The sequence below is a fragment of the Pseudomonas sp. GL-B-26 genome (assembly GCF_019947405.1).
Taxonomy (GTDB): Bacteria; Pseudomonadota; Gammaproteobacteria; order Pseudomonadales; family Pseudomonadaceae; genus Aquipseudomonas.
In genome coordinates, this window is the sequence record NZ_JAGYGJ010000071.1 from 1 (window position 1) to 25,317 (window position 25,317).

Here is a 25,317-nt window from a genome sequence, read left to right on the forward strand (position 1 = left end):
CTATCAATGTTGACTGACATGGCCCCTTCGCGAGCAAGCCCGCTCCCACAGTTAGAATTGTGTTCAAGCGGTTGGTTTTGTTTGGTGCACCGGTAGCTCAACCCTGAAGGTGGTCCCCGCGCCAACTTCACTGCGCACCGTAATATCTCCCCGATGTTTTTTCACGATGCCATAGGACAGGGACAACCCCAGCCCCGTCCCCTGGCCCACCGGTTTGGTGGTGAAGAACGGGTCGAAGATTTTCTGCAGGCTGTCCGGCGCAATGCCGGAGCCGGTGTCTGCGACTTCGATCCACACCGTTTCCGCTTCAAGCCCGGTGCGCAAGGTGATGGTGCCGCGCTCCGGGCCGATGGCCTGAGAGGCGTTGACGATCAGGTTCATGATCACCTGATTGATTTGCGAAGGCAGGCATTCGATGTCGGGCAGGACCTGATATTCCTTGAGTACATCGGCCTTGTACTTGAGTTCATTGGCGACAATGTTCAAGGTCGATTCGATGCCCTGTTGCAGATTGGCCCACTGCCATTCCTGATTGGAGTCCACCCGGGAGAAGTCCTTCAGGTCCTTGACGATCTGCCCGACCCGGTTGATGCCGTCCTTGGATTCCTTGATCAGCAGTGGAATGTCCTCGCGCAGGAACTCCAGCTCGACCCGTTCTCGCAGTTGGTTCAAACGCTCGATGAGCTCGCTGGAGCCGATCGCCTCTTCCGCATCCCGATAGGCGTCGAGCATTTCCTGCAGCTGCTTGAAGTAGCCATCCAGGGTGCCGAGGTTGGAGGAAATAAAGCCGATGGGGTTGTTGATTTCATGAGCGACGCCCGCCGCCAATTGGCCCAATGAGGCGAGTTTTTCCGATTGCACCAATTGGGTTTCCAGCTGTTTGCGTTCGTCGATTTCCCGCTGCAACTCAACGCTGGTTTCTGTGAGCTGCCGGGTTCGGCGCTCGACCATTTGCCCTAAATGGTCCATTTGCACGCTGGCCCGTTTGGTCATGTCCCATTTGGTCAGCAGGGTGTTGGCCATCTGCTGGACTTCGATATTGTCGAACGGTTTTTTCAGGATCAGCAGCCGGTCATGGGCCTGCAATCGATCGAGCAGTTCATCCCAGGAATAGTCGGAATAGGCGGTGCACACCACCACTTGCAGGCTCGGGTCGGCCTGCCACAAATGTTCGATGGTCTGCGCACCGTCCCAGCCCTCGGGCATGCGCATGTCGACGAAGGCCAGGGCGTAGGGGCGGTTTTCCTGCAAGGCTTCGTTCAGTTTGCCCAGGCCTTCCTGGCCGCCATAGGCCGAGTCCAGCTCGAACAGTGCACGGGTTGATTTCACTTCGCTGCCAAACAGCGCGGCCTCCATCTCGTCCAGTTCGACGGTCTGCGCCGGCGTGGGCGTGGGTGTGAGGATCTTGCGGAAATCCACATGAATGGATGGGGTGTCATCGATCAGCAGAATGCGTCGGTTCGAAAGCTCGCTCATGCTTCCTCCGGTACGGTTTTCAGCGGGATCTGCAACGTGAACAGTGCGCCCTTGCCCGGTCCGTCGCTATGGGCGGTGAGGTGGCCGTTCATTTCGATGGCGGCCAGGGCGCAGCTGTGCAGGCCGAAGCCATGACCTTCCTTGCGGGTGGTAAACCCGTGGGCAAAGATGCGCGTCATGTTTTCCTCGGCGATGCCTTCGCCGTCGTCCTTGACGCTGACTTGCAGGGTCTTGTCTTCGACGATTTTGACCCCCAGGGTCATTTGCCGCGGGCGATTGCTGAGGTCGGACATGGCGTATTTGGCGTTGCTGATCAGGTTGATCAGGATCAGCAGCAACCGGTGCTTGTCGCCCATGACTCGCGGCACATCGCTGTACTCCTTGACCACCGTGACGTGGTGTCGGGTCAGGGCGCCAGAATTCATGCGCAGGGCGTCCTCCAGCAATTCGCTGATGTGCAGCGGTTCCATCAGGTTGTTGGCGCCCGCGTAGGACTGCTGGGTGGCGACGATGTCCTTGATGTGGTCCACGCTTTTGGTCAGCTGGGCCAGTTCTTCGGTCATGCCTTGTTGTTCCAGGGCTATCGCATCCACCAGTTGATTCAGGTAGCCAGGCAGCAATTTGCCTTTCGCGTCCTCGGTCAGAAAGGTGCCGAGGTCACCTGGATGTTCGTTGATCAGCTGCATGGCCTTGCCCAAGCCCTGCGCTTTGCTGGCGCGCAGTTTGCGGGTCACCAGGTCGGCCGAAATGTTCACGCTGTTGAGCACGTTGCCGACGTTGTGCAGCACATTGGTGGCGATCTCGGCCATGCCGGCCTGACGCGCGGTGTCGAGCAGTTCGCTCTGGGTATCCTTGAGTTCGCGGGTGCGCTCTTCGACCCGCAGCTCGAGATCCTCATTGGCGGTTTTCAGGGCTTTGTTGACGCGATTGATCACCGTGAAACTGCGCATCAGGTGAATCGCCAGGTACACCAGCAACAGCACCAACAGTACGGAAAACACCAGCATGTAGAAGTGATAACGCTGATCGACCGTGTCGGTCCGCTGCTGGTCAGTGTTCAGCAGGTTGGTAATGTCGTCCAGGCGTTCGGCCACGGGAACGGCTTCGATGTTTTCCAACAAGCGATTGACCACCGGCTGCTCGCGCAGGATCAGTGAAATATGGTTGCTCAGAATATCGATCGGACTGTGGAACTGTTCAGGTAGACGCTGTTTGTTCACCCCCAGTTTGTTAAGCCCCAACAGGATGTCGGCCGCCTTGTCGTCGGAGGTGACCTGGGCGAACTCCAGGCTGCTGAGCAGCAAGTCATACGTGTCGGTGGCGGCGTTCTGAAGTTGCAGTTTGTCGGCATCCCCCAACCGGGCCAGTTGTTCCTGTATGTCGTCCTCGGCGGTGGGCAGGAACGCCAGCGAGTTGCGCAGCACGGCGTTGTGAGACTTGAACTGCTCCACCAAGCGGGTCTTTTCCTGCATGGCGGTCAGGTACGCATCATGGCTGGCGCGCCATATGGGCGAGTCGTTGCGGCCATGCTTCGACTCCATGGTGTCGAACCGCTCCCAAAGGTTCGTTATCTCGGTCAGTGGTGAGACCAACGGATCGTAGTTATGACTGATGGCGACCCTGGCCTTGAGGATCTCGGTTTCCCATTGTGCGTTCAGCTGCTTGATCCGGCCGATCAAGTCCCGGGATTCGGTGTAGGTCGTCGTCTGGTTCGAGCTGGACTTGAGATACAGGAACAGCAGCACCGAAGCCAGCATCAGGGCCACGACGCCGAGCAACGCCAGGTTGCGGCGGTTGGACGTTCTCATAAGGGCTTGCCTCCCCATTCACCGGTCAGGGTATTGAGGAATTTGATGATCAGCGTCTTGTCGTCGGCAGAGGGAATACGACCGAGCTGGAACTTGAACATCACATCCACCGCCTCTTCGAGGGTTTTGGCCGAGCCGTCGTGAAAGTACGGCGCGGTCACGGCGACGTTGCGCAGGCTCGGGACCTTGAACACGTTGCGGTCCTCTTCGTCCTTGGTGACCAGATAACGGCCCAGGTCGGCTTCGGTGGGGTTGCCCCGAGTCTTGAAGTAGTCGCCCATGACCCCGAACTTCTGGAACATGTTGCCGCCGATGTTGACACCCTGATGGCAGGCGATGCAGCCGTAGTCCTTGAAGCGTTGGTAACCGTACTTTTCGTCTCTGCTGAGAATGTCGGTATCGCCCATCAGGTATTGGTCGAAACGCGAGTTGGCACTGATCAGCGTGCGTTCATAGGTGGCCAGGGCATTCTGCACATTGTTCATGGTCACGCCGTCCGGGTAGGCGTTGGCGAACGAGGTCTGATAAGCCGGATCGGCGGTCAGCATCTGCACCACATGCTCCCAGTTGCTGCCCATTTCACTGGGGCTTTGCACCACGCCGTGGACTTGTGTTTCCAGGGTGTCGGCGCGGCCGTTCCAGAATTGCCGGAAGTTCAGGCTGGCGTTGAACACGCTGGGGGTGTTGATCGTCAACGGAAGGCCGGCGAAACCGATGGAAAACGCCTTGTTGTCGGCGCCGCCGTTTTCCAGTCGATGGCAACTGGCGCAGGACAGTGAGCTGTCGACCGACAAGCGCGGTTCATTGAACAACTGGCGCCCGAGTTCGACCTGCAGCGGATTCTGCCGGGGCACTGCCGGCAGTGGTTTGAGCGGTTCATCCAGTGGCGCGGCGCCAGCGGTCAGGCAGAGCCCGAACAACGGCGCCAATAGCAGACGGTGAAAGGAAGGCGACATCTGATGATTCCTTGGCTTGGGGGCCTGTGTGTCGTTGCGCATCGTTCACGTGGCTGCGGATGAAGAGGGCTTCACCGACCCCAGATACCGGACGAAGGCGTCCGGTTCCACGGCTTTGCTGAAGTAGAAACCCTGGCCTTCCTCGCATTGATGGGCCTTGAGGAAATCCAGTTGTTCGAGGGTTTCCACTCCTTCGGCAATGATGGTCAGCTTGAGGCTCCGGCCCAGGCTGATGATGGCGCTGACCAGCGCGGCGTCGTTGCTGTCGCTGCTTAAACCGCGAATGAACGACTGGTCGATTTTCAGCACGTCGATGGGAAAACGCCTCAAGTAGCTCAGGCTGGAATAACCGGTACCGAAGTCATCGATGGCCAGTCGCACGCCCATCACCTTGAGCCGGGTCAGAGCGTTCACCGTGGTTTCGACGTTCTGCATCAACACGCCTTCGGTGATCTCGAGCTCCAGCAAGGCCGGTTCCAGACCCGTTTGTTTGAGTGTCTGTTCGATGCCGTCGACAAAGTCCCGCTGACGGAAATCGATGGCCGACATGTTCACTGACATACAGATCTTCGGCAGCCCCGCGGCCTGCCAGGCGCAGGCTTGTCGGCACGCCTCGGCCAGCACCCACTTGCTCAACGGCACGATCAAACCGCTGTCTTCGGCCACACTGATGAAATCCGAGGGGTAGACCAGGCCGTGCCCCGGTTTTTGCCAGCGAATCAACGCCTCGGCCCCGACCACCTGGCCACTGCCCAGGTCCAGTTTGGGCTGGTAATGCAGGACAAATTCGTTGCGTTCCAGTGCCAGGCGAATGCCACTCTCGATGCTTTGCTGATCCCGGGCGCGCTGGTTCATCTCGTCGATGAAAAAACTGAAATCGTTCGGGCCGTTTTCCTTGACGTTGCGCATCGCGGTTTCGGCTTTCTTGATCAGCGCGATGGCATCGAAGCCGTCGTCCGGGTAAATGCTGATGCCCAGGCTGGCGGTGACGCTCAGGTCATGGCCGGCGATGTGCTGGGGCGCGCGGATGGCGTTCAAGAGTTTTTCGGCGATGCCCTTGGTCTGCTGGGGATGGCGGACGTCGGCGAGGATCACCACGAATTCATCGGAGCCATAGCGGAACACCGAGTCGGACTCGCGCACCGTCGCCACCAGATTGCGCCCGACCTGTTTAAGCATTTCGTCCCCGGCCGGATGGCCCAGGGCATTGTTGATGCGCTTGAAGCGATCGAGGCCCAGAAACATCACGGCCAGTTGCTTGTCATGACGCCGGGACAGGGCCAGGGACTGGTTCAACCGGTCACCGAGCAAGGTGCTGTTGGGCAGTTCGGTCAGTACGTCGTACTGCAACAGGTGCGACACCTTGAGCAATTCGTGGACCCGTGCCTCGATGGTTTGCTCCAGGTTAAGGACCTTCATTGCCGCGTCCTGCGCCATCTGCCATTTCCACGTCAGGGCACTGGCCATCTGGCGGATTTCCAGGCTGTCGAAAGGTTTTTTCAGCACCAGCAACTGGTCACCGAACTCCAGCCGTTCGGCCATGTCTTCCCAGGTGTAATCGGAAAAAGCCGTGCACAACGCGATTTGCAGGTGAGGATCGGCCTTCCACAGTTGTTCGATGGTTTCCAGGCCGTCCCAGCCCGGTGGCATGCGCATGTCGGTGAACGCCATGGCATAGGGGCGACCTTCGGCCCGTGCGCGCGTGACCAGTTCGAGGGCTTCCCGGCCCTGGTAGGCCGAGTCGAGCTGGAATGTCAGCCGATCAAGCTGCACGGTGCCGAACAGGGCTTCTTCAGCGCCGGCCAGGGTCTGTTCACATTCAATCTCAGGGCCGAGGATCTTGCGAAAATCCTCATGAATCGAGGGTGTGTCGTCGATGATCAGGATGCGCCGGTTGGTCCGCACGAAAGGTGTTTTCATCCTTTGTCCTCCCTGGCGCGTGGCGGGTTGTCCTGGATCGGCCCGATGTCATGATTCGGGGGCACGATGCTGCCGGCCTTCAGCAGTTCGGCGGCCTGCTGGCTGCTGACCGCTTTGCTGAAGAAGTAACCCTGGGCGTTCATCGGTGAACCGGTGGCCATCAGCGAGCTGCGCTGCTCCTGGGTTTCGACGCCCTCGGCAATGATGCCGATCCCGACGTCACGGGCGAAGTTGATGATGGCGCGCAGGGTATTCGCGCTGGCCGGATCGCGGGCGGCGGTGTCGATGAAGGCCTGCGCGAGTTTCAGGTGATTGACCTGGTAGGTCTTGAGGTAGTCGAACGAGGAATACTCGGTGCCGAAGTCGTCGATGGCGATCTTCACCCCCAGCTCACGCAGGCGCGGCAGCACATCGTTGTGGGTCCATTTGGTCTGGGCCAGCGTCGCTTCGGTGACGTCGAAGCGCAGGTCCCAGGGGCAGAGTTCCCAGCGCGCAGTGGTGCGCAGCACGTCATAGATCAGTTCGGGACCACTCTTGAGTTGGGCCAGGGACAGCTTGATCGCAATCACCGGCGGCGCCATGCCTTCGTCACGCCATTGGCGCATTTGCTGGCAGGCTCGATCCAGCACCCAGTGACCGAGTGCGACGATGGTGCCGGTTTTTTCCGCGGCGGGCAGGAACGCCGGGGCTTCCAGTAAACCGCGCTCAGGGTGGTTCCAGCTGACTTGAGCTTCCATGCCGAGGATTTTGCCGCTGCTCAGGTCCACTTCCGGCCAGTAATGCAGTTCGAGTTCCTGGTGTTCGATGGCCGCTCTCAAGTCGCTGGCGATGGTCATGCGTTCGACCACCTCCTGATTGATCTCCTCGGAATGGAAGTGGTACTGGTTACGGCCCTTTTCCTTGGAGCGATACAGCGCCATATCGGCCTGGGTCAGCAGACCGTCGGCGCTGGTGCTTTCCGGGGTACAGCTGCTGATGCCGATACTCACCGAGACCCGCACATCATTGCCGGCCAGGGAGTAGGGCAGTACCAACGTATCGCGGATCTTGGCGGCCAGGGCTGCGGATTGGGTCGGGTCACCGACCTCCAGCTGCAAGATCGCGAACTCGTCACCGCCGAGGCGGGCAACCACATCGTTTTCGCGCACGCAGTCCTTGATCCGGCGGGAAACCTCTTGCAGCAACAGGTCGCCCACCGGATGGCCGAGGGTATCGTTGATGCGTTTGAAGTGATCCAGGTCCAGGTAAAACATGGCGAACGGTGCCGCCCCCCGACGCGCAGAGGCGAATGCCTGGTGCAACCGCTCGATCAGCGTCGCACGGTTGGCCAGCCCGGTCAGCCCGTCGGTGCGGGCCAGCAGGGCGATTTTCTCTTCGGCCAGTTTGCGTTCAGTGATGTCGATGATGATGCCTTCGACTTCCAGCAAACGGCCTTCATCGTCGCGCACCGGGATGTAGCGGTTTTCGACCCAGCGCCAGGCTCCTTCGCCAGTGCGCATACGGAATTCGATGGAAGCGCCCGCCGCATGACGGTCCAGCACCCGGGCCATGGCGGTGTCGACCTTCGATTGGTCGTCGGGATGGATCAGTTCCTGGGCCCAGTTGGCCGAGGCGACCAGTTTCGCCGCGACATGACCGTATTTGGTGATGTTGTGCGAGATATACATCAACGGAAACGACGGCTCGCCGCGCAACCGATACAGAATGGTGGGGCTGTTCTGCACGATGATGTTGGCGTCGGACAGCTCTCGGGTGCGTTCTTCGACCGCCTGTTCGAGCAGCGACATCTTCAGCTCTGCGTCTTCGGTCATTTGCCACTTGGCCGTCAATGCGCTGGCCATCTGGCGGATTTCGATGGCATCGAAGGGTTTTTTCAGAATCAGCAGGCGATCGCCCAGTTCCAGGCGTTCGTCGATGTCTTCCCAGGAATAGTCGGAATAGGCGGTGCAAAGCGCCACTTGCAGCTTGGGATCGACCTGCCACAGCCGTTCGATGGTTTCCAGCCCGTCCCAGCCCGGCGGCATGCGCATGTCGATGAAGGCCATCGCATAGGGCATGTCATTGGCCAGCGCCGTCTCGACCTTGTCCAGGGCTTCGAGGCCCTGAAACGCCGAGTCGAGTACGAAGCTTTGCAGCGACAGCGCCGCAGGGGTGCCGAACAGGGCATTTTCGGCGCTGATCAGGCTGTCGTCATCGATCGATGGCGGACTGAGGATCTTGGCGAAGTCCGCATGAATCGAGGCTGTGTCATCGACGATAAGAATCCGCCGGTTGGTCCGTGCCAGCAGCGTATTTATCGACATACGCCAGTACCGGCAGCAGTTTGATGCGGTGTACTCATAGAAGGGGCTTCCTTTCCCTGATCACCTGGCCGAACGTACAGATTTGGATCCGAGTCAGCTGAGCATAGTCGCCTGTCCAGCACTTCGCGCAACTCAATGAGCTGAATCATTTCCGTTGGCGGGCTGAAAATCATCTAGCCTGTAGGTCAGGCTCCGGCAATAGGGGATGTTTGCCTCGGGGCCTGCCACAACGATGTGCCCGTTTCACTTGAGGTGACGCCATGGAAGAGCAACTCCCCACGACTTTGAACGATAAACCCAAGGTGCTGCTGGTCGATGATGAGGAGTCGATCCTCAACAGTCTGCGTCGCCTGTTACGCGGCCAGCCCTACGAGGTGCTGCTGGCCACCAGCGGTGCCCAGGCGCTGGAGATCATGAGGCAACAGTCCATCGACCTGGTGATGAGCGATGCGCGCATGCCCAATATGGACGGCGCGACGCTACTGGCTCACATCCAGCAGCGCTACCCCGACACCATCCGGATCATGCTGACCGGTTATGCCGACCCGTCGGCCATTATCAAAGCCATCAATGAAGGGCAGATTCATCGTTATATCAGCAAGCCCTGGCACGATGAGGAAATGCTGCTGACGTTGCGACAATCGCTCGCCTATCAGCATTCCGAGCGTGAACGGTTGCGCCTGGTGCAGGAGACGTGGGATCAGAACGAGAAATTGAAACTGCTCAATGCCACCCTGGAAAAACATGTCGCCTCCCGCACTGCGGAACTCCAGCAGACCGCCGACATGCTCGACCTGGCCTACGAAGAGCTCAAGCACAGCTATGTCACCGGCACCGAGGTGTTCTCGCTACTGGCCAACCTGCGCCTGCCCCCTGCCAAACAGACCAACCGCCAGATCATCGAACTGGTGCGGGTCTACTGCAAACTTCATGGCGTGGACGAGGGCACCAGTCGCGACCTGACCATGGCCGCGGCGCTCTACAACATCGGCAAGCTGAGCTGGACCGACAGCATGATAACCGCGCCCGCGGACCTGCTGCATCACAGCGATCGGGAGCGCTATCGCGGTTATCCCAAGCAGAGCGAGTCGCTGTTGATGACGCTCGAGCCGATGAAGGATGCCGCCCGTCTGATTCTTCATCATCAGGAGCGCTGGGATGGCAGCGGCTTCCCCGACCGGCTCAGGGGCGAGGCGATTCCGTTCGGTTCACGGTTGCTGAAACTCGCGGTGGATTTCATCGAGTTGCAGCGCGGGCTGATCCTCGAGCGGCAGATGAACAGCGATGAAGCGCTGGTCTACATCCGCAGCTATGCCGGGCGACTCTACGATCCCGAGTTGGTGGAGGATTTCATCCAGGTGTGTGCCGCGTACTTGAGCGACATCTCGCTGGTCGATCCGTCGATCAAGGTGCTGACCACACGCGAGTTGGTGGCGGGCATGATCCTGGCGCGCAACCTCAATGCCGACAACGGCATGCTGCTGCTCAATGCCGGCAAGGTGTTGAATGGGCCGCTGGTGGAGAAGTTGATCGCCTTCGAAGCCATGGAAGGCGCGAAATACAGCATTTTCGTGAAGGTGCCGGAAGACGTTGCGGTTCTCGAGACGAGTTGAGTGCTTCAGGTTCAGCATTGACCCCTGTGGGAGCGGGCTTGCTCGCGAAAGCGGTTTTTCATTCAATATTGATGTTGACTGGCCCGCCGCCTTCGCGAGCAAGCCCGCTCCCACAGGGGATTTTCGGATGTCTGCAGAGATTTTTCGGCGTGACGAGGCGCCGACTCTCATGTGATCCTTGCGCCTTTTCCCAAGGACGATCCTGATCCATGACCCTTTCATCCGCTGCTTCGCCCCGCCTCATCCGCATCGCCGCTGCCCTGTTGATCGGCCCGGATGGTCGCACGCTGTTGGTTCGCAAGCGCGGCACCAAAGCGTTCATGCAGCCGGGGGGCAAGATCGAAGCCCATGAGCAACCGGTCCACGCGCTGGCCCGTGAACTGGAAGAAGAGTTGGGCCTGGTCATCGATCCGGTACACGCCACTTATCTCGGGCAATTCTCGGCACCGGCCGCCAATGAGCCGGGTTTTACCGTCCAGGCCGAACTCTTTCAGCTGACCATCGATTCAGACGTATCGCCTGCGGCGGAGATTGAAGAGGTGCGCTGGATCGACCCGGCCACCGACGGCAATGTCACGCTGGCGCCATTGACACGGGACCTGATCCTGCCGTTTTATCGAACCTCATTAACGATCGCCTGATCATTTCCCTAACGCTGATTTCATAAGAGCAAGGACTGCCCATGATTCCGCTTCAAGACTTGCTGATTTTCGCCGCTGCCGCATTGCTGATGGTGCTGACGCCGGGGCCGAACATGATTTACCTGATCTCCCGTTCGATCTGCCAGGGGCGTAAGGCAGGTGTGACCTCGTTGCTCGGTGTGGTCGCGGGTTTTTTCGTGCACCTGTTCGCGGCCGCTGCCGGTTTGACTGCGGTGTTTCTGGCGGTGCCGATGGCCTACGAAGTGCTGAAGTGGGCTGGCGCGCTGTACCTGATATGGTTGGCCTGGCAAGCCGTCAAACCGGGTGCGCGTTCACCGTTCGAAGCGCAACAGTTGCCGCCGGACTCGTCGCGCAAACTGATCACCATGGGTTTTCTCACCAGTGCGCTGAACCCGAAGATCGCCGTATTTTATTTGTCGGTGTTTCCGCAGTTCATCACGCCTGAGCATGGCTCGGTGTTCACTCAAAGCATCACGCTGGGTCTGACTCAGATCAGCGTCAGTTTCAGCGTCAATCTTCTGATCGCGCTGTTCGCCGCGGGCATCGCCTCCTGGTTCGTCAACAACCCGAGCTGGCTGGCGGTGCAGCGTTATTTCATGGGGTTTGTGCTGTCGGCGCTGGCGGTGCGACTGATGCTGGAACAACGACGGATGGCTTGAACATGTGGATTGAACGGCTTGATGCCAGTCATGCTCTGGATTATCGGGCGCTGATGCTCGAAGCCTATGACCTGCATCCCCAGGCGTTTACCTCCAGCGTGCGCGAACGCGCCGTGATGCCGTTGAGTTGGTGGGAATCACGCCTGAGCAGCAAGCTGGACGTGGTGTTCGGCGCGTTCGAAAACGGTGAGTTGGTGGGCATCGTCGGCCTGGCCTTCGAGCCTCGGGAAAAGGCCCGGCACAAGGCGACATTGTTTGGCATGTACGTGTCGGGCAAGGTCCGGCAACGCGGGTTCGGTTATCACCTGGTGCAGGCCGCCCTGGCTGAAGCGCAGGACCATAAAGGTCTGAGGTTGATCCAGCTGACCGTCACCGCCGGCAATGACGCCGCGTTCAACCTGTACCAGCGTTGCGGCTTCATCCAGTTTGGCCTCGAACCGCTGGCGGTGCGGGTGGGCGAAGACTACTTCGACAAAATCCACATGTGGCGAGAACTCTAAATCCACCACAATCCCTGTGGGGTGTCAGCGAACGGCGCTGACGCCGTCGAGTGTCGAAAACGATGTGTCCTTGGCCGTCAGCAAGAAATCGCGCATGTACGGCGCATCCAGCATGTCGGCGCGAATCCCGGCGTACAGCGTCGCAAACAAACCTTTCTCGCCCAGCCGCTTGGCCTTCACATAACCCCGTGAGCTGTACTCATGCAGCGCCCAATGGGGCATGCCACACACGCCGCGACCGCTGGCCACTAATTGCATCATCATCACTGTCAGTTCCGACGTGCGGACCTGCGCCGGTTCGATATCGGCCGGTTCGAGGAAGCGGGTGAAGATGTCCAGTCGATCACGCTCCACCGGGTAGGTGATCAGCGTTTCCGTGAGCAGATCTTCCGGGACGATGTAGGCCTTGCTCGCCAAACGGTGCTGGTTGGCCACCGCGAGCATCGCTTCATAGGTGAACAACGGCACGTAAGTGATCCCGGCCAGTTCCAGCGGGTCGGAGGTTACCACCAGATCCAGATCGCCACGGGCCAGCGCCGGCAGCGGGGCGAAGGAGAACCCTGAGGCCAGGTCCAGTTCGACTTCCGGCCAGGCATCGCGGAACTGGTCGATGGTCGGCATCAGCCACTGAAAGCAACTGTGGCACTCGATCGCCATGTGCAAACGCCCGGCAGTGCCACCGGCCAGCCGCGCGATATCGCGCTCGGCGCCGCGCAGCAATGGCAGGGTGGCGTCGGCCAGTTGCAACAGGCGCAAACCGGCGCTGGTGAAACGCACCGGTTTGGTCTTGCGCACGAACAACGGCATGCCCAGCCGTTCCTCAAGCTCCTTGAACTGATGGGATAGGGCGGACTGCGTCAGGTGCAAGCGGTCGGCGGCATCGACCAGGCTGTCGGCTTCGCGCAAGGCGTGCAGGGTCTTCAGGTGACGGATTTCAAGCACCGGGGGCTCCATGAGGAAAACTTGTGATCAACACGAAAAGGTTGAGTTTGTCTCATGTTGGGTTAGCTGTCGACAATAGGGCCATGTTTTACGGCATCTAATTACAGGGAGAAGCTCATCATGGCTCTGGCACACACACTTGGTTTTCCACGCATCGGCGCGGACCGCGAACTGAAAAAAGCCCTTGAATCCTACTGGAAGGGCGATCTGGATCAGGACGCGCTGAAAAGCGTCGGCCGCCAATTGCGCGCCACCCATTGGCAATTGCAGAAAGACGCCGGCATCGACCTGCTGCCCGTGGGCGACTTCGCCTGGTACGACCAGGTCCTGACTCATTCCCTGACCTTCGGGGTGATCCCCGAGCGTTTCGACAGCGCCAAGGACTCGCGCGGCCTGCCGACCCTCGACACCCTGTTCGCCATGGCCCGTGGCGCCACGACTGCCTGCTGCGGCGGCGAACACAGCAAAGCGCAATACGCCCAGGAACTGACCAAGTGGTTCGACACCAACTACCACTACCTGGTCCCGGAATTCACCGCTGACCAGCAGTTCAAGCTGAGCTGGGAACAGCTGTTCGACGAAGTCGACGAAGCCAAGGCGCTGGGTCACAACGTCAAACCGGTGATCATCGGTCCACTGACTTACCTGTGGCTGGGCAAAGCCAAGGGCAACGACTTCGACAAACTCGACCTACTGGAACGCCTACTGCCGATCTACGGCGAAATCCTCGGTCGCCTCGCCGCCCAAGGCGTGGAGTGGGTGCAGATCGACGAACCGATCCTGACCCTCGACCTGCCACAGGCCTGGAAAAACGCTTTCGAGCGCGCTTACCACATTCTTCAATACTCGCCGCTGAAAAAACTGGTGGCGACCTACTTCAGCGGCCTGGAGGACAACCTCGGCCTGGCGGTCAACCTGCCGGTACAAGGCCTGCACATCGACGCCGTGCGTGCGCCGGATCAACTCGGCCAGGTGCTGGACCGTCTGCCGACCTACAAGATTCTCTCGGTGGGCCTGGTCAATGGTCGCAACGTCTGGCGCTGCGAACTGGAGCAAGTGCTCGCTCAACTGCAGCCGGCCCAGGAACGCTTTGGCGACAACCTGTGGGTCAGCAGTTCCTGCTCGTTGCTGCACAGCCCGGTGGACCTGGATCGCGAAGACAAACTCGACCCGGAACTGAAAAGCTGGCTGGCGTTTGCCGTGCAGAAGTGCGGCGAAATCGCCGTGCTGCGCGATGCCCTGAACGACCCGCAATCACCCAAGGTGCAAGCCGCCCTCGCCGAGAGCCGTGCGATTCAGGCCTGTCGCGCCGAGTCGCCGCGTATCCACAAAGCCGAAGTGCAGGCACGGATAAACGCCATCAGCGACAAGGACAGCCAACGTCACTCGCCGTTTGCCAAACGCATCGAGCAGCAGCGTGCGCGATTGAAACTGCCGGCATTCCCGACCACCACCATCGGCTCGTTCCCGCAGACCGGTTCGATCCGTCTGGCACGCCAGGCCTTCAAGCAAGGCAAGCTGTCGGCCAACGACTACACCGACGCCATGCACAGCGAAATCCGTCACGCCGTGCAAGTCCAGGAACGCCTGGGCCTGGACGTGTTGGTACACGGTGAAGCCGAACGCAACGACATGGTCGAGTACTTCGCCGAGCAACTGGACGGCTACCTGTTCACCCGTTTCGGCTGGGTGCAGAGCTACGGTTCGCGCTGCGTGAAGCCGGCGATCATCTACGGCGACCTGAGCCGTCCGAACGCCATGACCGTCGACTGGATCACCTATGCCCAGAGCCTGACCGACAAGGTCATGAAAGGCATGCTCACCGGACCCGTGACCATGCTGATGTGGTCGTTCCCGCGTGAAGACGTCTCGCGCAAAATCCAGGCGCAGCAGTTGGCCCTGGCCCTGCGTGACGAAGTGGTGGACCTGGAAAGCGCCGGCATCAAGATCGTGCAGATCGACGAAGCCGCCTTCCGTGAAGGCTTGCCGCTGCGTCGGGCGCAATGGCAGGAATACCTCGACTGGGCGGTGGAAGCTTTCCGCTTGAGCGCCTGCGGTGTGCGTGATGAAACCCAGATCCACACCCACATGTGCTACAGCGAATTCAACGATGTGATCCAGTCCATCGCGGCGATGGACGCCGATGTGATCACCATCGAAACCTCGCGTTCGGACATGGAATTACTCGAGGCTTTCGAAGCGTTCGACTACCCGAACGACATCGGCCCGGGCGTCTACGACATTCACTCGCCACGGGTGCCGGACACGGCCGAAATGGTCAAGTTGATGAGCAAAGCCGTGAAGCGTATTCCAGCCGAGCGGTTGTGGGTCAATCCGGATTGCGGGTTGAAGACTCGGGCGTGGCCTGAGACTGAGGCGGCGTTGGTCAACATGGTGGCGGCGGCGCGGCAATTGAGAAGCCAATTGGCATAAGGTAGCCAAAACGGGAGCGGACAAACCGCTCCCGTTTTTCGTTCTAAACCTGCTCGAAATGTTTGAGTGCCGCTGACTTCTTGCCGATATCGGCATAGGGAAGCGCGGCGTTATCGGCGTGGGTCAGAAATCGGTGTTCCGGCAGTTTCAGATGGGCCTTCTCGAACACATCGAAGGCGGATGCTGCCGTGACATAGTGGAAATGGGCATACCACAGCACCTTGGGAGGCGTTGCAGTCAGATCCCATACTTCGTATTCCTGCAGGTAATCGATTCGACCGTCAGGACGTTTGCCCAGGTTTTTCATTGGGCTCGTTTTGCGTATCTCCACTGCGTTGTGGCGGACCAGGTCATCAAGCATTCCATCGGTAGGTTTTTTAGTACTCAACGACTGCCGTGTGCGCATTTCACGTCCGGTGGTGGTGAGTTCGGTGGCCTTGTCGCGCAGTTGCTGGATGATGGCGTTCTGCGGAGCAACCTCTTCGATGTTGAGCGCTCGGCGGGTCAGCTCGCTGGCCTCGCTGACCATCATGTGTTCCAGATCGACCGGGAGCATGTCTTGAGCCGCGTAGGATTGAACCTTGGCCTTGTAAGACTGCTGTGATTGCAGTCGGCTCTGAGCATCCCCGACCAAAGATCCAAGGTCCCTTTGCACAGGGCGAATTGTCTGTTCCGGCGGGTTCAGCAGGTGAAACTTGCCATTTGAACCTTGTTCCCAAACCTCCTCGAATCCGCCCTGGCCTGTCAGGGAGTATTGGTGCTTTTGGGTCGTCGGTTCCCAGCGCTCCACCCCAATCAGCAATTGATCGTCTTCGGTGGTGAACACTTTTTTGCTGCGTTGCCCGGCAGGGGGCGCGGGAGCCGGCTGACCGATGGCCTTGCGTGCCCGTTCGGCCATTTTCTCGATACCCTCCAACAGTGGCGCCACGGCGTCCAGATGGAAGTGCTGTGGGTAGCTGGTGGTCCAGGCGCTCATGTTGCGGCGAAACTCGCTGTAAAGATCGAGGCTCTCCTGCAATATCTGGTTGCGCTGGGCTCTGGTGGCGGTGACTTCCGGCAGGCTGTATTGAGTGAACAAGGCGCGATCGACTTTGGCCCGCAGATTCTCTGCCCGTCCTTGCAGATAGAACCAGGAGATATCTCGGGTGGTGTCAAAGCGTTTGACGATTTCCAGCAGGTGGCCGGTTCTCAAGTAGAGCAGATTGGCCTCGCTGAGCCGCCCGTTCAACATCATGACTTCGGAGGTCAGTTGCGCCTTGTGGGTGCTGATGGTTATGCGCTCGTACCACACGTTGAGGTCGCGCATCGCAGCATCGATTTGCTCCAGTTCGCGCAGAAAGTCCACACGCACCAATCGGGTTTCTCGCTGCAGACGAAAGCGCTCGCCAATCGCTGTGTCGGGAAGTTCGTCCAGGCGGTCGGTAAAGGCGTCGATCCTGTCGATCAACGGATCGGCTCGGTGATTGGAAAAGTACAGCCGACGTTTGTACCGATCGGCAATCAACACCGCGTCATGGCTTTGCGCGTCTCGCAGTACACGCCGTTTGTTGCCGTGGGTCAGGGGCAACAGGTCAACCAGTGTCTGGTAGTGTCTGCTGGCCAGTTCAATGTCGCCGATACACGCAGCTTCGGTAGCCGGCATCAGTGCCGGGCGGTGTTCTACGGCGCTGGCATTGTACTGTTCAATGGCGGCGTTGGTACGCGCAACCCGGGCATCGAGTTGCGGGGCAAAGTCGTCGGCTGCTTCGGTCAGTGCGTGCTGTCGGCGGAAAGCCTGATCGACCCACCATCGCGGCAGTCGCTCGCGAATGGCGGCCGGCCAGAGCGGATCAAGCGTGTTTGCCAGATGCCCGAGCGCGCCGCCGCCGCCGAGCCCGCCGCCCTCGAAGGTCACCCCGTAGACACCGAAGTAAGTATCCCAACGCCCTGCTTCATCAAGGCCGATGGGTTGTTTGTAGGTTTTGAGATGCGTGCCGGTCAGTCGCCAGTTTCGCGAGTCCGTGCTGCGTTCAACCTGGAAGATGCGTCCCTGGCGAACGATAAAGTCGCCGTCGGCGTGACGGTAGATATTGCGGTAGACCCCGTGAGTCGCCGGTTGCAGGCCGGCCAGGGAGATCGGCTTTCCGTAATCGTAGCCTGCAAAGCGATTGAAACTATGCCGCGCTTGACGCCTTGAGCTCCCTTGCAATGCACCCGCGCTTTTGCCCAATGCTCCGAGCTGACGAATACGCGTTAGCGAGCGAACGCCTTTGACAGACCCGGAGCCGACGGAGGCGCCCGGAAGTATGTCCATGGCCGCATCGATCAATGACAGCAACACCGACTCAATTTCCGCCAGGCCATCACCGACCTCACCGCGCAACAGGGCTGCAACAGCTCGGTTGGCACTGGTCCAGGCATCGTAGAGGGCGATGGCCGAGCCGACAAAGGGCACCACGCCCAACGCCATCTTCATGTAATTGAACGCCCTCGGACCACTGAGCGCGTAGCGCTCCAGATACAAGGCATCGTTGGAACGGGAGGTTCCGCGATGCGCTTCGATCAGGCGCCCCATATGGGCATTGAGCAGATGGGCCGCCAGTGATGTTGTTTTCGGCCAAGACACCCCGACGCCGATCATGGCGTCGAAATGTTTAAGCACGGCCTGATTGATCCGGCTGATATGCGCCGGCACGCTACCCTGCAAGGCGCGTCCCGCCAGGTAACTGACCATTGCGCTGCGCAGGCATAGATTGAACAGGGCCTGGCGAGCTTTCTCCAGGCTGTCGTATCGCCGCAGAAACTGGCCGTCAGGGCTGTCGGGCAGATACAGCAGGGTCATCCCGCTGACCTGTTCTTCAATGAAGCTCACTCCAGACAGGGTGACAGGCCCTTGATTCGGTGTGTCCCTGCCGCCAGCGCTCAAGTACGCCGGCAAGAGCGCAATGCGTTTGCCATCAACGTTCCAGGCCGTCTGAGTGTTGGCATCAATGGCGATGTTCAATACCTGCAACTCATCCTGGCCGATATGTTTCTGCAGATACGCGCACTTGCCCTGTAACTTGAGCATCAAGCGCCAAGGCTCGATCAGGCTTTCTCGTTGATGATCATTGACGAAGGCGGTGTTGTCGATCGAGCCCATGAATGCACGGCGGATCAGATTTTCGTAGGCCTGGGGCAGATCGAGTTCGGGTAGTACCTTGCGCAGGTAAGGCAGGGTGATACCGGTCGTTAGGGTCTGGCGTTCTGTTTCATCATCGGCGGTAACCTTGACCCGCATGAAACCCAGTCGCAGCAACAGGGGCTCCAGACTCATCGACGGCGTGTTGTCGATGTTGAGCTGGGCCAGTTCTTCGAGTGGCATGGTGCTGCGTGTCTTGCTGGGTACCGTCACGAGTTTCTGCGGGGTTCCCGGGGCTGCGCCATCCACCAGATGTTTTTGCAGAGTGACCGAGTCGGGCAGATCAAGGTGTACGTGAAAATGCCCAAGGAGCGAGAAGTCTTTTCGCAGGCGGGCATGCAAATGTTGACGGGTGAATTCGTCACGGCGCGCCAGGGCGATCTCCAGCTGTTCGTGGCTACGGCGCATCGCCAGGATGTAAGCCTCAATCAAAGTCTTGAGTTCAACGCGGTCGAACGCCGATAAGGTGGCCAGCCACTCGGGCAGCAGGGAGAAGAGGGCAGCGCTGCGGCTTTGTTCCAACAGGTGCGAAAAGGCAAGACTTCTAGCGGCCGGCACCGGGACTTGTAAGGTGGCCAACGTTTGTTTGCGTAGCTTTTCCAGTTCCCCTGCACGCTGTAGAACCTGGGCGGCATCGGGATATTGCTGGCGTACTTGCGCTGCCTTTTCTTCGAAATGGGTGGTTTGTTTATTGAGGCTGTATTGCAGCGGGTCGGTACGGATGTTTTTCAGCTGCAAGGCCAGAACCTTATCCTGGTCCTGAATCTTGAACATGTGCCGCTCCAGCTCTGTGCGGTTGGCGAACCGTTGCAAGCCGCCGCCGGTACCGGGCCAGTACAGCAAAAGGCTGTGTGGCGATGCGGCGTCGAGCGGCGCTCGGGTGATGACGAAGGGTCCGTTGAGCTCCTGGGTCAAGACGCCGACATTCGGTTCGGTCAGCGTCAGTGTCAGGCTGGCCGCGGTGATGGTGGCATCGCGATCGGCAGCGAGCGGCGTGTCTAACACCGCTTTGAGCAGGCTTGATTCATCGCTGTTGACCTGTTTAAGGGCCAGTTGAAGCTGGGCCTCGGCACTAAGGCCATCCTTGTGCGCCTGATAAAGCGCGCTGAACTCGCGGTTGAGGGTCACAAAGTCGAAAGTGCGCGACCTGTAAAGCAGTGCGGAGGCAGCTGTGTCGGCGGCTTGCTCTGCCGTCTCGAGCGCCTTCAGTGCCTCTTTGAATTTCTGTTGGCGGTCGCTTTCGAGCACATCTCCCAATAGCGTTTCGAGCGCATCGCGTTGCTTGTTCAGCGAGGCTTGCCGCTGGGGCCAGGGAATATCGGCAAACAGATTGTCGAATAACGGTTGCTCTTCATCATCAATGCCGTTGTCTGACGGCGGTTCCCCAAGGTCTGGTGGTGAGGCGAAAACGACGGCGTTTGCGTGCTGCGGGTGTAAAAGCAGTTCAGTAATGCCTGCCGTTAGCGGCTGGGAGTTCGCTGTGTATTCGAAGCGCAAGTCATCGTCGGGCAGGCCCGGCGGGATGAGAGCTTGTCGAGACAGCCAGTCCTCCATGTCGCTGCGCTGATTGAATATCTGGATGGGAACAGGCCGGCAGGGCAGATACAGCAACTGCGCGACGGGCGCCCGATTCCCCACGCTGATGACCCAGGCGGCGGGGAGTTTCAGTGTGCCGCTGTCACTCAGGATCAGGGTCAGCTGCTCGGTATGGATGGGTTGATTGTCCAGGCTCAACCCTTCGACGGGAGGGTCGATGATCAACAGCAGCGGCTTCAACTGTTCGGCGCTCAGTGTTCTGCGAGCAAACGCCACTTGAGCGGTTGCCTCGAAATGGTTGCGGTACAACTGACCCGCCCGCTCGCGCCGCGACACCGGCGTGCCGGGGGCTCGAGCGTCCCAGTAGGCATTCCAGCGTTGGTTGAGCGTTGGTTCGGTTCGCTGGATTCGCAACGGGGCGGCGGCGAACAACGCTTGCAAACCCTGGCTGCTGTCGCGCCAGCGCGCCGAGGCGCTCAGCAACAGGCTTTCATCGGGGTTGTTCATCAGGGGCGGATGGGCCGGTATCACGACCGGCGGGGAGGCAGGGAGTACAGGAAAAGGTCTATCGGTCATGGCTAACTGGCTCTGTGTCCTGGAGCGGTGAATCCACTCCTTGCAAAGCAGCTATTAAAAAAGAACGGCCAGCGATCCAGGCACTACATAGTTATCGCGTCGATCACTGAGCGATACATCATCAAGATGGCAGCTAGGCGGGTAAACCCGCCTCCTGGTGACAGGTGGCGGGGTTTGACGCTTACTGCTGGCGGGTCTCAAAGGTGAACGATCTGGAAGTTCTCTCCTTCCCAGTCGTTACCGTTACCGGTGGCCAAATGACTGTAAATTTGCACCGTCATTGTTGAAGACGTGGCATAAAAGTTACCCCAGACCGATGTCCAGCTATGGCTAGTGATACTAATCGGGGAGGTTATCGCGACTCCATCCACCATCAGCGACAGGATCGGATAGGCATAACGACCGTCGAAACGAGCCAGGTACGTTGCGAAGCGATAGAGACCGTTCACTTCAAGATTGGTGAACGTTTTGTGCATGATGACCCCGGCAGATCGGTGGGAATACGTGTAGTTGTTGAGTCGCCAGTTACCCTGTTCGAAGCGCAGGGTCAGATCATGAGGGTCCCCCGCCGGCCCTTTGACCCAGCCGTTCCAGTGGTCGAACGTGGTGAGATCATTGACGAGCCATTGCAGCAAATTGAAGCTCCATGGCGCGGAGTCTTGTCCACCATAAACCGGTCTGGCAGTAATACTGTGTGTGCCGACGTTGAGCCCTGCCAGCGTTGTGTTCCAGGTTCCATTGGCGGCAACGTCAACGGTGCGTATCACCAGGGCATTGACGAGTATCTGAACCTGCTGATCGGCCGTGGCGCTGCCGCTCACTATGGCGGTTCTACTATAGGTGCCGGCACCGCGCCCGATCGGGCGACCTCTGATGTCCACGACGGACAAGATGACGGGCGTCAGTGCTTCTACGACACGGACGGTCCAGGTGGGAGAAACCAATCCGGTTCCGTAAAGCGCTTTGGCGGTGAAATGATGGATGGCCAGACCCAGGCCGCTGACAACCAGCTTCCAGATACCGCTGGCGTCGACACGCACCGGACCTTTCGAAACATTGCCCTGCCAGATTTCTACCTGCTGATTTTCGTTGGCGCTGCCGGTCAACGTCAGCGTTTTGGCAATAGTGCTTTGATTGTGGGCGATCTCAACGCCTTCAGGGGTGATGACTGAAGTGATCAGCGGCATCTGAGCCACCAGAACAGAGAACTCCCGGGCATCGGATCTGGGATTGTTTCCGTAATCACCTTCCAGGGCCACGGTGTGCAACCCCGCGCTGAGGGTTTCCAGAACATAGGTGCAGATGCCCTCGTTGTTGGCCTTGGCCGGCCCTTGCAATCGGCCCTGGTGATAAACATTGACGGACCGATTGGGTCTGGCGCTTGCGGTCAGCGTCACGGTTTCGTCGAACGTTTCGTTCAGGAACTCGCCCTTGCTGTCGTCCAGTCTTTCTATTTTTGGAATGATCTCGCCAATTCGGAACACCAGTGCTTGGGATGCTCTTGGCCATCCGTCCGGACTTTCCACCCAATAAAATAAATGTGCATAACGGTCGAGTTGACTTTTAAACAGTTCCTCTTCCAACAAAAACAGGAAGTCTCTGTTTATGTTGGCAGGGACGATATCCAGTGTTTCTTCGTAAATCAGGTCGCCCTCACCATTTTCCCAGCGGAAGAATAAAGTTTCGCGAAGTTTCAGATCTTTCAATGCCTGGATATAACCATCGATGAACCCCGTGATTTTTTCTATCAATAGGATGCCATCTTCCAACACCGGTCCATAGCTTGGGTGGAAGCCGGGCGGCGGGTAATATGCCTGGACTTCACCGATATACAATCGCTCGTTGTATGAGTGGCGCTCCGTAACGCCATCCGGTTCAGTCACCTTGTACCTGACTTCCAGCTTGGCCGTGTTGAAACGATTGATATGCTCCGGTCCATTGATGTTGAACGGTACGGGGCGATTGACCAGGCCTTTGGTAATCTGCCGATAGGTTTCGTAGAGATGGGTCCTGCCGTTGAACTGCGTGACAAACCAGTAGATCGTTACTATTTGATTGGGGCGCATATCCAGATAAGGCTTCACTTCTACGACTGCCCTTGGAAGTGTGTGCGACACGTGCCCACGCCTGGCTTCGATGACCAAGGGTTTTGCCAGTAAAATGGCCTTGGCAACCAATATGAACAAATACTGATTGGACGGTATCAATGTCTGGTCCGGTTTCTTCAGTTCATATCTGACCTTTACCGGGCCGGGTGGAATGTCCAGCAAGGTTTCGAAGGGGACTTCAAATTCCATGATGGAAAACACATCGAAGGGCTGCTCCTTTACGAACAGCACCCGGTCACCTTCCAGGGTCGGCACACTCAGGGTAACAATGACAGCGTCATTGCGATTGAACGGCGGATCCAGTGCCACTACCTGGATGATCCCGGGTTTGGAATCGAGTTTGTCCAGAAACAACCTGTCCTGGCTGTCCACCCCCTTTACCGTCGGCGCGCGTAGACGGGTTTCACCTGCTTTGACAGGGAATTCTTTGAATTCCGAAAAGTCGCTGGAATCATTTTGCAGCACGTCTTGTATCCAGTACCTGATTTTTACCAGATAGGTATCTCCCGCCTCGCGGATCTTTTCACCTGGCACCAGAATCTCAATGAATTCTCCGGGTTGCACTACCGTCTGGACGGTATGGCGCACGATGGCCGTCCCCCATAAAAGCTGAATCACGTCGCCTTCGGTCATGAACAAGTAATAGGGAACAAAGACCGGAACACCTGATTTGATCCAGGCTTGCGTAACCGCCCCTTCTTTTTCCAGTTGTTCTGGAAGTTTGGGTGCCAACAAGGCTTGATGGCCGGGCTTGTCGAGGTCTGGATCCTTGCCGCCCGGAAGATCGATTTTGATCCGTGCCGTCAGGATTAATGACTCTTCGGACGCGTTATCGCTTTTGCGTTTTACAAAATACTTGATCTGTATATTGTCATTCGACGAAAACTGAAGTGCTTGTTTGAAGTAATTAGCTGGAATGTAAGTCTCTACATCGTCGTCGTCACTGAGACCCTCAGGGACTTCAAGCGTTTGCACTTCATCGATACCTGTGAAATGTATGCTGATGACATCCCCGGCCGTCCGGTTTGGATAATAGAGAATTTTCGTCAGTGCCCCCTTGGGGTCGTCGTAAACCGTCTTGTAGTTGATGCCAATGTCGGCTGAGTTATTAGAAGGGACTGAAAAGGGGAACCTTATCGCCCATAGCGACAGGACGCCCAGTACACCCCCGGAGTTTGATCGAGAAGGGCGCGCATCCATCTGGCCATCGAATGTCAGCGGGTCGTCGTAGTCCCAATGATCAAAAGACGAGTCGATCAGGAATGTCGTATTTGCAGTGCTGGTGGTCATGAGGAGCCTCCGGGTGTTTGGGTCATCGTTGCCACCGATGTCATGGGGCAAACGGGCTTTTGATTGAATTCTTCAGCGCCGGAAATTACTACTGTCAGAACTGACAGGTAGCGGGTGTTTTCCGACTAGCGGTTGGTGCTACGAGAGGCATGACCGTTCAGCACTCTTCATCAAACTGTCACGTAACTGTGGCAGCGCGCTTGAACAAACTTCATCAGACTCGCGCTCTACTGGAGTTCTGCGTTTCGGTGTTTTTCATGCGTGCACTATTTTTTTCCACAGCGGTTTTCCTGGCCGCGCTGTTGTTCGGCCTGCCGTCCTTGGCGGCGTCTCGTTGCGATATCAATGTTCCGACCGAACGGGTCGATCTGGCACAGGTGAGCCTGGCGTACCAGAGCATCGGCCGTGCGTCGGACCCTGCGTTGCTGCTGGTGATGGGCCTTGGCGGGCAGTTGATTCACTGGCCGGACGAGGTGGTGGTCGCGCTGTGTCAGCAAGGCTTTCGGGTGATTCGCTATGACAATCGCGATGTCGGGCTCTCGACCTGGCGGCAAGCGCCCGTCGATGCCAACCTGACCTTTGAAGTGCTGCGCTACAAACTCGGTTTGCCGGTGTCGGCGCCGTACACCCTGACCGATATGGCAGACGATGCGTTTGGATTGATGGATGCGTTGCATGTCGAGCAATTCCACGTGTTGGGCGCGAGCATGGGCGGGATGATTGCCCAGCACATGGCAGCGATGGCGCCGCAACGGGTCGAGAGCCTGACCCTGATCATGACCAGTTCCGGGGCCGAAGGCTTGCCGGCGCCGAGTGCGGCGTTGGTGCAATTGTTGTCGCGCCGTGGGGCGCCCAATCGCGAAGTGGCGCTGGAACAACAGGCCGACCTGCTGGCGGCGCTGGGCAGCCCGACGGTGAGCGATGATCGGCAGGCATTGCTGCATCAGGCGGCGCAATCCTATGACCGTGCGTTCAACCCGGAGGGCGTGAAGCGCCAGATCATGGCAATCCTCGCCGAGCGCAGTCGTGTGGCATTGCTCAATCAACTGCGCGTTCCGACGCTGGTGGTTCATGGCACTGCTGATCCGCTGTTGCCGGTGATGCACGGTGTACACCTGGCGGCGCATATCCGCGGCAGCCAGTTGAAGCTGATTCCGGGATTGGCCCATCGTTTCCAGGAGGCGTTCAAGGCGCCGTTGCTGGCGGCGGTGTTGCCGTATTTACAGGCCCATCGCGAAGACACCTCGCATTGGGCGCAGATTGATCCGGTGGCAACCCCCAATCTCCTATAACCCCCAAATCCAACTGTGGGAGCGGGCTTGCTCGCGAAGGCGGTGTATCAGTCAAGCAGATGGTGACTGACACGACGCCTTCG

The 25,317-nt window shown here is 58.7% G+C and carries 14 protein-coding genes; 6 read left to right on the forward strand and 8 right to left on the reverse strand.

Annotation, left to right across the window (positions count from 1 at the left end; genetic code table 11):
- Positions 1–63 precede the first annotated feature (63 nt).
- The 5 genes from KGB23_RS28670 to KGB23_RS28690 are packed head-to-tail and all read right to left on the reverse strand — an operon-like array spanning position 64 to position 8,463.
- On the reverse strand, positions 64–1,476 hold the full coding sequence (locus KGB23_RS28670; RefSeq protein WP_223433502.1) for an ATP-binding protein: 1,413 nt from the start codon (positions 1,474–1,476) through the stop codon (positions 64–66).
- A complete protein-coding gene (locus tag KGB23_RS28675; protein WP_223433503.1) occupies positions 1,473–3,284 on the reverse strand; it encodes a DAHL domain-containing protein in 1,812 nt (603 codons plus the stop codon). The genes KGB23_RS28670 and KGB23_RS28675 overlap by 4 nt, the downstream gene beginning before the upstream one ends.
- On the reverse strand, positions 3,281–4,240 hold the full coding sequence (locus KGB23_RS28680) for a cytochrome-c peroxidase (protein ID WP_223433504.1): 960 nt from the start codon (positions 4,238–4,240) through the stop codon (positions 3,281–3,283). The genes KGB23_RS28675 and KGB23_RS28680 overlap by 4 nt, the downstream gene beginning before the upstream one ends.
- 45 nt (positions 4,241–4,285) lie before the next feature.
- Positions 4,286–6,160 carry a putative bifunctional diguanylate cyclase/phosphodiesterase gene (locus KGB23_RS28685; RefSeq protein ID WP_223433505.1) on the reverse strand — a complete coding sequence of 625 codons (1,875 nt, stop codon included), beginning with the start codon at positions 6,158–6,160 and terminating at the stop codon, positions 4,286–4,288.
- Positions 6,157–8,463 carry a putative bifunctional diguanylate cyclase/phosphodiesterase gene (locus tag KGB23_RS28690; RefSeq protein WP_223433506.1) on the reverse strand — a complete coding sequence of 769 codons (2,307 nt, stop codon included), beginning with the start codon at positions 8,461–8,463 and terminating at the stop codon, positions 6,157–6,159. The genes KGB23_RS28685 and KGB23_RS28690 overlap by 4 nt, the downstream gene beginning before the upstream one ends.
- 260 nt (positions 8,464–8,723) lie before the next feature.
- Between KGB23_RS28690 and KGB23_RS28695 the strand changes: the two genes are divergently transcribed.
- The 4 genes from KGB23_RS28695 (at position 8,724) to KGB23_RS28710 (ending at position 11,897) form a co-directional block, all read left to right on the forward strand.
- Positions 8,724–10,076: an HD domain-containing phosphohydrolase gene (locus KGB23_RS28695; RefSeq protein WP_223433507.1), complete on the forward strand. Its 1,353-nt coding sequence runs from the start codon at positions 8,724–8,726 to the stop codon at positions 10,074–10,076.
- Positions 10,077–10,285: 209 nt separating this feature from the next.
- On the forward strand, positions 10,286–10,717 hold the full coding sequence (locus tag KGB23_RS28700) for an NUDIX hydrolase (protein WP_223433508.1): 432 nt from the start codon (positions 10,286–10,288) through the stop codon (positions 10,715–10,717).
- Positions 10,718–10,758: 41 nt separating this feature from the next.
- Positions 10,759–11,397: a LysE family translocator gene (locus KGB23_RS28705; protein WP_150658626.1), complete on the forward strand. Its 639-nt coding sequence runs from the start codon at positions 10,759–10,761 to the stop codon at positions 11,395–11,397.
- Positions 11,398–11,399: 2 nt separating this feature from the next.
- Positions 11,400–11,897 (forward strand): GNAT family N-acetyltransferase, encoded by a 498-nt coding sequence (locus KGB23_RS28710; protein WP_223433509.1) that lies wholly within the window; start codon positions 11,400–11,402, stop codon positions 11,895–11,897.
- Between the two features lie 24 nt (positions 11,898–11,921).
- On the opposite strand, the gene metR is transcribed toward KGB23_RS28710, so the two are convergent.
- A complete protein-coding gene (gene metR / locus KGB23_RS28715) occupies positions 11,922–12,839 on the reverse strand; it encodes a transcriptional regulator MetR (RefSeq protein WP_131060908.1) in 918 nt (305 codons plus the stop codon).
- Positions 12,840–12,959: 120 nt separating this feature from the next.
- Here metR and metE point away from each other — a divergent pair, with 120 nt between their 5' ends.
- Positions 12,960–15,272, forward strand: a complete 2,313-nt coding sequence (gene metE, locus KGB23_RS28720) for a 5-methyltetrahydropteroyltriglutamate--homocysteine S-methyltransferase (protein ID WP_223433510.1) — start codon at positions 12,960–12,962, stop codon at positions 15,270–15,272.
- Positions 15,273–15,315: 43 nt separating this feature from the next.
- Here the strand turns inward: metE and KGB23_RS28725 are convergent, their stop codons facing one another.
- Both KGB23_RS28725 and KGB23_RS28730 read right to left on the reverse strand, forming a co-directional pair.
- Positions 15,316–20,475 carry a dermonecrotic toxin domain-containing protein gene (locus KGB23_RS28725; protein WP_223433511.1) on the reverse strand — a complete coding sequence of 1,720 codons (5,160 nt, stop codon included), beginning with the start codon at positions 20,473–20,475 and terminating at the stop codon, positions 15,316–15,318.
- Between the two features lie 266 nt (positions 20,476–20,741).
- Positions 20,742–23,942 (reverse strand): Ig-like domain-containing protein, encoded by a 3,201-nt coding sequence (locus KGB23_RS28730; protein WP_223433512.1) that lies wholly within the window; start codon positions 23,940–23,942, stop codon positions 20,742–20,744.
- A 257-nt stretch (positions 23,943–24,199) separates the two neighbouring features.
- Here KGB23_RS28730 and KGB23_RS28735 point away from each other — a divergent pair, with 257 nt between their 5' ends.
- Complete coding sequence (locus tag KGB23_RS28735; RefSeq protein WP_223433513.1) at positions 24,200–25,234, forward strand: alpha/beta fold hydrolase; 1,035 nt, start codon at positions 24,200–24,202, stop codon at positions 25,232–25,234.
- Positions 25,235–25,317 lie beyond the last annotated feature (83 nt).

What these genes read in the sequence shown, in the direction of transcription:
- KGB23_RS28735 (WP_223433513.1), top strand. Translation starts at nt 24,200, where the DNA reads ATGCGTGCACTATTTTTTTCCACAGCGGTTTTCCTGGCCGCGCTGTTG.
- KGB23_RS28685 (WP_223433505.1), bottom strand. Translation starts at nt 6,160, where the DNA reads ATGAAAACACCTTTCGTGCGGACCAACCGGCGCATCCTGATCATCGAC.
- KGB23_RS28705 (WP_150658626.1), top strand. Translation starts at nt 10,759, where the DNA reads ATGATTCCGCTTCAAGACTTGCTGATTTTCGCCGCTGCCGCATTGCTG.
- KGB23_RS28675 (WP_223433503.1), bottom strand. Translation starts at nt 3,284, where the DNA reads ATGAGAACGTCCAACCGCCGCAACCTGGCGTTGCTCGGCGTCGTGGCC.
- KGB23_RS28670 (WP_223433502.1), bottom strand. Translation starts at nt 1,476, where the DNA reads ATGAGCGAGCTTTCGAACCGACGCATTCTGCTGATCGATGACACCCCA.
- metE (WP_223433510.1), top strand. Translation starts at nt 12,960, where the DNA reads ATGGCTCTGGCACACACACTTGGTTTTCCACGCATCGGCGCGGACCGC.
- KGB23_RS28710 (WP_223433509.1), top strand. Translation starts at nt 11,400, where the DNA reads ATGTGGATTGAACGGCTTGATGCCAGTCATGCTCTGGATTATCGGGCG.
- KGB23_RS28700 (WP_223433508.1), top strand. Translation starts at nt 10,286, where the DNA reads ATGACCCTTTCATCCGCTGCTTCGCCCCGCCTCATCCGCATCGCCGCT.
- KGB23_RS28690 (WP_223433506.1), bottom strand. Translation starts at nt 8,463, where the DNA reads ATGTCGATAAATACGCTGCTGGCACGGACCAACCGGCGGATTCTTATC.
- KGB23_RS28730 (WP_223433512.1), bottom strand. Translation starts at nt 23,942, where the DNA reads ATGACCACCAGCACTGCAAATACGACATTCCTGATCGACTCGTCTTTT.
- KGB23_RS28680 (WP_223433504.1), bottom strand. Translation starts at nt 4,240, where the DNA reads ATGTCGCCTTCCTTTCACCGTCTGCTATTGGCGCCGTTGTTCGGGCTC.
- KGB23_RS28695 (WP_223433507.1), top strand. Translation starts at nt 8,724, where the DNA reads ATGGAAGAGCAACTCCCCACGACTTTGAACGATAAACCCAAGGTGCTG.
- KGB23_RS28725 (WP_223433511.1), bottom strand. Translation starts at nt 20,475, where the DNA reads ATGAACAACCCCGATGAAAGCCTGTTGCTGAGCGCCTCGGCGCGCTGG.